At 38.4% G+C, this 6432-nt stretch carries 11 protein-coding genes; 4 read left to right on the top strand and 7 right to left on the bottom strand.

Going from position 1 to position 6432, the window contains the following annotated elements:
* Positions 1 to 124: 124 nt before the first annotated feature.
* From arsC to AC3WR0_RS22500, 5 genes are all read right to left on the bottom strand, one after another.
* Positions 125 to 547 (bottom strand): arsenate reductase (thioredoxin), encoded by a 423-nt coding sequence (arsC, locus tag AC3WR0_RS22520; protein WP_492554379.1) that lies wholly within the window; start codon positions 545 to 547, stop codon positions 125 to 127.
* 26 nt (positions 548 to 573) lie between these two features.
* On the bottom strand, positions 574 to 1629 hold the full coding sequence (gene arsB / locus AC3WR0_RS22515) for an ACR3 family arsenite efflux transporter (protein WP_492554378.1): 1056 nt from the start codon (positions 1627 to 1629) through the stop codon (positions 574 to 576).
* Between the two features lie 17 nt (positions 1630 to 1646).
* A complete protein-coding gene (locus AC3WR0_RS22510; protein ID WP_492554377.1) occupies positions 1647 to 1994 on the bottom strand; it encodes an ArsR/SmtB family transcription factor in 348 nt (115 codons plus the stop codon).
* Between the two features lie 75 nt (positions 1995 to 2069).
* Entirely contained in the window at positions 2070 to 2279 is a 210-nt protein-coding gene (locus AC3WR0_RS22505) for a hypothetical protein (protein ID WP_492554376.1), read from the bottom strand.
* Positions 2280 to 2780, bottom strand: coding sequence for an arsinothricin resistance N-acetyltransferase ArsN1 family A (locus AC3WR0_RS22500; protein ID WP_492554375.1), 501 nt, complete (start codon positions 2778 to 2780; stop codon positions 2280 to 2282).
* 109 nt (positions 2781 to 2889) lie between these two features.
* Between AC3WR0_RS22500 and AC3WR0_RS22495 the strand changes: the two genes are divergently transcribed.
* The 4 genes from AC3WR0_RS22495 (at position 2890) to AC3WR0_RS22480 (ending at position 4801) form a co-directional block, all read left to right on the top strand.
* Positions 2890 to 3213, top strand: a complete 324-nt coding sequence (locus tag AC3WR0_RS22495; protein WP_492554374.1) for an ArsR/SmtB family transcription factor — start codon at positions 2890 to 2892, stop codon at positions 3211 to 3213.
* Between the two features lie 77 nt (positions 3214 to 3290).
* Positions 3291 to 3467: a hypothetical protein gene (locus tag AC3WR0_RS22490; RefSeq protein WP_492554373.1), complete on the top strand. Its 177-nt coding sequence runs from the start codon at positions 3291 to 3293 to the stop codon at positions 3465 to 3467.
* Between the two features lie 15 nt (positions 3468 to 3482).
* Entirely contained in the window at positions 3483 to 4346 is an 864-nt protein-coding gene (locus AC3WR0_RS22485; RefSeq protein WP_492554372.1) for a permease, read from the top strand.
* Positions 4347 to 4648: 302 nt separating this feature from the next.
* Positions 4649 to 4801: a hypothetical protein gene (locus AC3WR0_RS22480; RefSeq protein WP_492554371.1), complete on the top strand. Its 153-nt coding sequence runs from the start codon at positions 4649 to 4651 to the stop codon at positions 4799 to 4801.
* Positions 4802 to 4914: 113 nt separating this feature from the next.
* Here AC3WR0_RS22480 and AC3WR0_RS22475 read toward each other — a convergent pair whose 3' ends face one another.
* Both AC3WR0_RS22475 and AC3WR0_RS22470 read right to left on the bottom strand, forming a co-directional pair.
* Positions 4915 to 5883 carry an NAD(P)-dependent alcohol dehydrogenase gene (locus AC3WR0_RS22475; RefSeq protein WP_492554370.1) on the bottom strand — a complete coding sequence of 323 codons (969 nt, stop codon included), beginning with the start codon at positions 5881 to 5883 and terminating at the stop codon, positions 4915 to 4917.
* A gap of 263 nt (positions 5884 to 6146) precedes the next feature.
* Entirely contained in the window at positions 6147 to 6293 is a 147-nt protein-coding gene (locus AC3WR0_RS22470) for a hypothetical protein (RefSeq protein WP_492554369.1), read from the bottom strand.
* Between the last annotated feature and the right edge of the window lie 139 nt (positions 6294 to 6432).

The following is a 6432-nucleotide window of genomic DNA, read 5'->3' as shown; positions in this document are numbered from 1 at the left end:
AGGAAATGTTTAAATTGGAAAACTGCACACGAAGCGTTTTATGAGGAAGTGTCGCACTTAGATTGACAAACCGTCATATTAAAAAAATTCACCTTATCTTTAAGATAAGGTGAATTTCATTTCTTTATTTCCCTGTTTCAGCAAACTGCTTAATTCTATCTCCAATTTCATCTCTAACACGTTGGAAGAACGCCCATTTTTCTTCTTCCGTTCCCTCCGCTTTTGCTGGGTCATCGAATCCCCAGTGCTCCCTTTTTACATGAGGAGGAGTAATCGGGCAATGTTCAGCGGCATGGCCACAAAGAGTGACAACCAAGTCTGCATTGTTTAATATATTTGGATCAATGACATCAGATGTCTGGTTTGAGATATCAATACCGTGTTCCTTCATTGCCTTAACGGCATTCGGATTTAGTCCGTGTGCTTCAAGCCCTGCACTTATGACTTCCCATTCATCACTGTTAAGATGTTTCTTTGCCCACCCTTCAGCCATCTGGCTGCGGCATGAGTTTCCAGTACATAAAAAGTAGATTGTTTTTTTAGCCATGTTTGTTACCGCCTTTGTTAGTTTAATTAGACTGCTTCTGTTTTGAAATATTTACGCTTATACCAGTAAGCTACATTTACCAACGCAATCATCACAGGTACTTCAACTAGTGGTCCTATAACAGCTGCAAATGCAATTCCAGAATGAATTCCAAATACACCCACTGCAACCGCAATAGCTAGTTCAAAGTTATTGGATCCCGCTGTAAATGCCAGGGTTGTTGTTACTGGATAATTTGCACCGATTTTCCGGCCCATAAAGAAGGAGACAAAAAACATAATGACAAAGTAGAATAGTAATGGAATAGCAACTCTCACAACATCCAATGGAAGAGTCAGTATTTTATCCCCTTTAAGTGAGAACATCACAATGATGGTAAACAGCAATGCAATTAAAGTGATCGGGCTGATTTTAGGAATAAACACACTCTCATACCATTGACGCCCTTTCACTTTAACGAGTATCAACCGGGTAAGCATACCCGCGATAAACGGTATTCCAAGATAGATGAAAACCGATTGAGCGACTTCGCTCATTGTAATATCAACGATAGCTCCTTTCATTCCAATCCATTTTGGAAGGACCGTAACGAAGAAGTATGCATAAACAGAGAAAAACAATAGCTGGAATACAGAGTTAAACGCAACAAGTGCCGCAGCGTATTCCCTGTCTCCCTTTGCAAGATCATTCCAGACAATAACCATGGCGATGCATCTTGCAAGTCCTATAATGATAAGTCCAATCATGTATTCTGGCTTATCCGGTAAAAAAATAATGGCTAATACAAACATGAGAATAGGTCCGATAATCCAGTTTTGCACGAGTGAAAGAACAAGAACTTTTACATCCTTAAATACACGGCCCATTTCCTCATAACGCACTTTCGCAAGTGGCGGATACATCATAAGGATTAATCCTACAGCTAGCGGAATCGATGTGGTGCCGATTTGGAGGCTGTTTAATCCATCGACAAACCCGGGATTTATATTGCCAAGCAGGATACCAATTGCCATGGCTAGAAATATCCATAGCGTCAGATACCGATCAAGGAAAGACAGTCTTTTTTTCTTATCATTGCTCATTTCTTAATCTCCCTTTACTAACATCCACAACGTAATGTTGGGTTGCTTTTAATGATTTGTTCCATTTTTTCTGTTTGAACCGGAACGTAATGGAGAATGCTTTCCAAAAGATGATAAGCTTCACTATTTTTATTGATTGAATAGTAAACCCATTGACCTTTCCGTTCCTCTTTGACCAGTCCTGCATCCTTTAGTTTTCTTAAATGCTGACTAATGGAGGGCTGGCTCATATCAAAAACTTCAAGAAATTCGCATACACATAGTTCCCGGATATTTAAAAGAGCCATGATGGTCAGCCTCGTTTTATCACCAAGGAGCTTTAAAACTAAAGAAGCCTTCTCCACTTCCATTTTCACTTGCTGCATGTTCCCACTCCCTTCAGCCTTTTCGTAATTAGGATATAACTATTTGCTTATATATTCAATAGAAAAACTCAATCTTTACATATTCTTCACATTTATTAATTCTTGATAGGCAAGCGTAAAGTTTTGAAAAGATGTATGGCCTAACATTGCCTCCTGATTAATGAAAAGTCGAGAAAACGTAATATCTTTCGCTTCTTCCAATGATGCCTGCCTACTCATCATGATCAAACGAAAATATGATTTAAAGTATCCGACACTTAGGTTTCCACCATTATTAATAACCATTCATTTCCCCTCCATGAGCTTCTCCATCGCCATAACATCTACACGCTTTCCATCCATTTCCCCCTGTTCCTGAAACACACCGACTTCCCGGTACCCCATCTTATGATATAGCTTTTGTCCTGCCGGGTTGAAAGGAAAGGTAAATAAAACGATTTTATGAAAACTATGTTCCTTTGCTGCTTGTTCGATGGCTTTTAACAAAACTTTTCCTATTCCCTTTCCACGATCCCCTCTTTTTATATAGACGGATAAATCCGCAACCGAGGTATAAGCACTTCGATGGGAATAAGGATTAAGAGAAGCCCAACCAACTACTTCATTACCTTCTTTAGCCACTAGAACGCTGTATCGTTCGCCACGGCCAAAAAACCAATCTTTTATGTAATCAAAGTCTTTTTCATCTGTTTCTAGGGTAGCAATCCGGTCTTGGATTCCCTGATTATAAATGGCCAAGATTGCTTCTAGGTGGTCATATTGGGCATTTTCAATGGTTATCATCATTCATTTCTCCTTTTCATCAAAAAAATTTGATTTTATGTGTTGCAATTTGGATATCCTGGAATTATAATACATTATATCAAATGATTTTGATTTAAGGGAGGCATACATCTTGGAAAACTTTATACCACTTACTGACCTGTCTCTTGCCACAACCTTTTCGGATTATGAAAATAAATTTAAGGCATTGGCAGATCAAAAAAGATTGCAAATTCTCAACTTACTATGTCAGCAGACAAAAATTAGTGTAGCAGAACTAACCGAAAAAGTGGGGATGCCACAATCTAAACTTTCATACCATTTGAAAGTGCTGCTGGATGCTAATTTCATCTTGAAGGAAACACAAGGCACCTGGAGTTACTACACGATTAACGAAAAGGAAATCAATCACATTTTGTCCCCGGAGCTTTGCTGCCTGTTCCGACCTACCTGCTGATAGGTCTTCAGGCAGATTTTATATCAATTTTTTTTGATTAAAACATCAATATTTTTTGATTTAAGGAGGAATGGCACATGATGTCAATGTATGATGTTGAGCTAATGGCTCAACTAAAGAAAAAGGAAGTTGAAAGGAAAGCAAGAGATGCGTGGATGAATTCCATGCCGAAGGAAACGAGGAGCTTTTGGAGCTTTTTAAAGAAAAAACAGGCAACCCAGTCTTGTGAATGCAACTGCCTGTGTGAGGCATAAAAGGAGGAATGAACCATGTTAGAATTTATTAAGAGTTTCCTAGGAATAGCTGTTGAATTGACCATTCTCTTTATCGTAATCAGCTTCGCAATCAGTCTTCTCCAAGGCTATATCCCATACGAAGAAATTGAAAAGAAGCTCACTGGCAGCAACAAATTTATCGCAAGCCTTATCGCTATCCTTTTCGCTTTCATAACACCATTTTGCTCATGCTCTACCATCCCTGTCGTCGTGAACATGTTAAAAAATAAAATTCCTTTCTTCATAGTAATGGTATTTTTGTTTGCCTCTCCCGTTTTGGATCCTACCATCCTTACCATTATGGGTGTCGTAATGGGCTGGAAGGTAACGCTCCTTTATACCCTTATCACGTCTATCTTCTCGATTCTAATTGGATTTACCCTTGATAAACTTGGATTTGAGAGACATGTAAAAAATGTGATGATGACCGGATATGAGCAAACAAACCAAAAGTTTAATTGGCGTTATGCCATAAACGAAACATTAGGTCTCATGAAAAGCGTATATCCTTACCTTTTAATTGGTGCTTTAATTGGTGCAGCCATACACGGGTTGGTTCCAACCCATTTTATCGCAGAATGGTTTGGCCGTGATAACTGGTGGTTGATTCCTGTGGCCGCTATCATTGGAATTCCTTTATACATCCGCTTGTCGAGTATGATTCCCATTTCACAAATTCTGATTGCGAAAGGAATGGCTCTGGGGCCGGTTATGGCATTAATGATATCTTCTGCTGGAGCGAGCCTTCCGGAAGTAATTCTTTTGAAATCCATCTTCCGCAAGCAGCTAGTGATTGCTTTCATTTCTTCAGTTGTCGCAATGAGCACAGTTTCAGGGTTCATCTTTTATCTAATGTAAGTGAATGTGTTTTATTCATCAAAAAAAATTGTTTAAACATGGGCTATGAAACTTCTAATCACTGGTTCCTTTAGACTCTTGGCAATATATCGAATGCCATGATTTTGGCGGAGACGACAGCGTTGCGTTCAGGAAAAACAGCCCCCTACTCTTGTTTAGACCAGAAGCCGCTAAACCAGAATGTATACATCATTACGCCAAAAGATGACTTTTCTGTGCTTAATCTCGAATCGCTAGAAAAATAGTTTAAAATCACTATCAATGCCATTCATAAGCTTTTACTTGAAAGGAGGTGAAAGAAAATGATGAACTTTATTAAGAAATTAACCGGACAAAAAACAGACTCAGGATGTTGTGGAGTTGAAATTAAAGAAGTACAGGACACAGAAGGACAAAAGGAAGCCTCTTGTTGCGGAAGTTCAAGCGAAGAAAAAAATGATTCTTGCTGTAACTAATATTAAAATAATCGGTACCTGCTAAATTAACAGGTACCTCTTTTTTCTTTTGAAACTACCTGCTCCGTTTTAGCAATGTCCATTATATTTATTTATCAATATACTTAAATTCTTTAGTCCATATAGATAACAACTTTTCCTCTTGCGTGCCCTTCTCCGAGATACTGTATAGCTTCTGCCACCTGACTTAATGAATATTGCCTATCTATAACAGGTTTTATTGAACCAGCTAAAAAAAGTTCCTTCAAAAAGTTTTGATCTTCTTTGTTTGGTTTATGTACTAGTATATTCAAATTCTTCCTGTCCTTTTTTGAAATCATCGGACCAAGGATTAATATTTGAGAGATTAGTGACAAGGTACCGCCCACCATGACATAAGTGCCTTTTGGATTAAGCAAACGCTTATAATTGAAAATTGACCGGTTTCCTACTACATCAAGAATCAGATCATAACCTCGACCATCCTGTAATAGGTCTTCTTTTGTGTAATCAATGAAATGGTCTGATCCCAGCGCCTTCAGCATGTCTTTCTTCTCCGTGCTGTCCACACAGGTTACTTCCGCCCCATGTAATTTAGCAATCTGCAGCCCAAACGTACCTACACCCCCTCCGGCACCATTTATCAAAACCTTTTGGCCTTCCTGAATCCTTCCACTATCACGTAATCCCTGCAAGGCAAGAACCGCAGCTTGGGGAATGGCTGCTGCTTGTTCAAATGTCATACTAGAGGGTTTTAATGACAAGGCATCTTCATGCACACATACATATTCCGCAAATCCGCCCCAACCACACCAGGAAATATCTCCGAATACTTCATCGCCTGGAAGGAGATTCTTTACTCCTCTGCCAATTGCTTCAACTCTTCCTGCTATGTCCGCTCCGAGAATTTGGTATTTTGGTTTTAAAAATCCGCCGATACGCGCAAGGAATGGTTTGCCTCTAAGGAGATCCAAGTCCCAGGAATTGACGGATACTGCATGCACTTTTACCAGCACTTCATTGTCCTGTGGAGTGGGTGTTTTTACTTCCTTAAGTTTAAGAACGTCTACCGTTCCATACTTATCGTAGACCATAGCCTTCATGAAGATTCCCCTTTAACTTCCTGTTTTGGTAACAATTTTAAAACCAAACTTAAGTTATGGATTGCCAGCTATAAATATATGAACGATATCTAATAAATAATTTCTATTATCTTTATGGGTTCAGAAGGCTTGAAATAGTAATCCTTGAAAAACGAGTGGAGCATATGCTTATTTCAGCATGCCAAAAATCAAGTAATACTACCGTTTAAATGTTTAAAAGGGCTTAAAAAAGAACCTTTTATGGGTTCTTTGTGTGCCAATTGTTATTTAAGTTCATTAACTCTACCTTCAATAAGGTTCAAACTTTCTTTAATTTCTTGTAGCGCAGTTATCCAAGCAATAATGGATAAACTTACTGCTATAACAACTAAACACGCAATCTTTATGTATTCCAATTTATCATTTTTCATAGATTTATCTCCTTTTGAGTAATATAAATCCGCTTTTTGATTAAATCAGGTTACGAGGTTTTGGGGTTAAATTTTATTAAAAAACAGCAAACTTACGAAAACAGCGTTTTTAAAAAAGGCAGCTGAATGCAGCATTCAT

The sequence above is a fragment of the Neobacillus sp. FW104-15D2 genome (assembly GCF_058790155.1).
Note: the sequence above shows the minus strand (reverse complement) of the source record. Positions and strands in the feature narration are given on the sequence as shown.

Coding starts and splice junctions, on each gene's coding strand:
- arsC (WP_492554379.1), bottom strand. CDS start 547: ATGGCTAAAAAAACAATCTACTTTTTATGTACTGGAAACTCATGCCGC.
- arsB (WP_492554378.1), bottom strand. CDS start 1,629: ATGAGCAATGATAAGAAAAAAAGACTGTCTTTCCTTGATCGGTATCTG.
- AC3WR0_RS22510 (WP_492554377.1), bottom strand. CDS start 1,994: ATGCAGCAAGTGAAAATGGAAGTGGAGAAGGCTTCTTTAGTTTTAAAG.
- AC3WR0_RS22505 (WP_492554376.1), bottom strand. CDS start 2,279: ATGGTTATTAATAATGGTGGAAACCTAAGTGTCGGATACTTTAAATCA.
- AC3WR0_RS22500 (WP_492554375.1), bottom strand. CDS start 2,780: ATGATGATAACCATTGAAAATGCCCAATATGACCACCTAGAAGCAATC.
- AC3WR0_RS22490 (WP_492554373.1), top strand. CDS start 3,291: ATGATGTCAATGTATGATGTTGAGCTAATGGCTCAACTAAAGAAAAAG.
- AC3WR0_RS22485 (WP_492554372.1), top strand. CDS start 3,483: ATGTTAGAATTTATTAAGAGTTTCCTAGGAATAGCTGTTGAATTGACC.
- AC3WR0_RS22480 (WP_492554371.1), top strand. CDS start 4,649: ATGATGAACTTTATTAAGAAATTAACCGGACAAAAAACAGACTCAGGA.
- AC3WR0_RS22475 (WP_492554370.1), bottom strand. CDS start 5,883: ATGAAGGCTATGGTCTACGATAAGTATGGAACGGTAGACGTTCTTAAA.
- AC3WR0_RS22470 (WP_492554369.1), bottom strand. CDS start 6,293: ATGAAAAATGATAAATTGGAATACATAAAGATTGCGTGTTTAGTTGTT.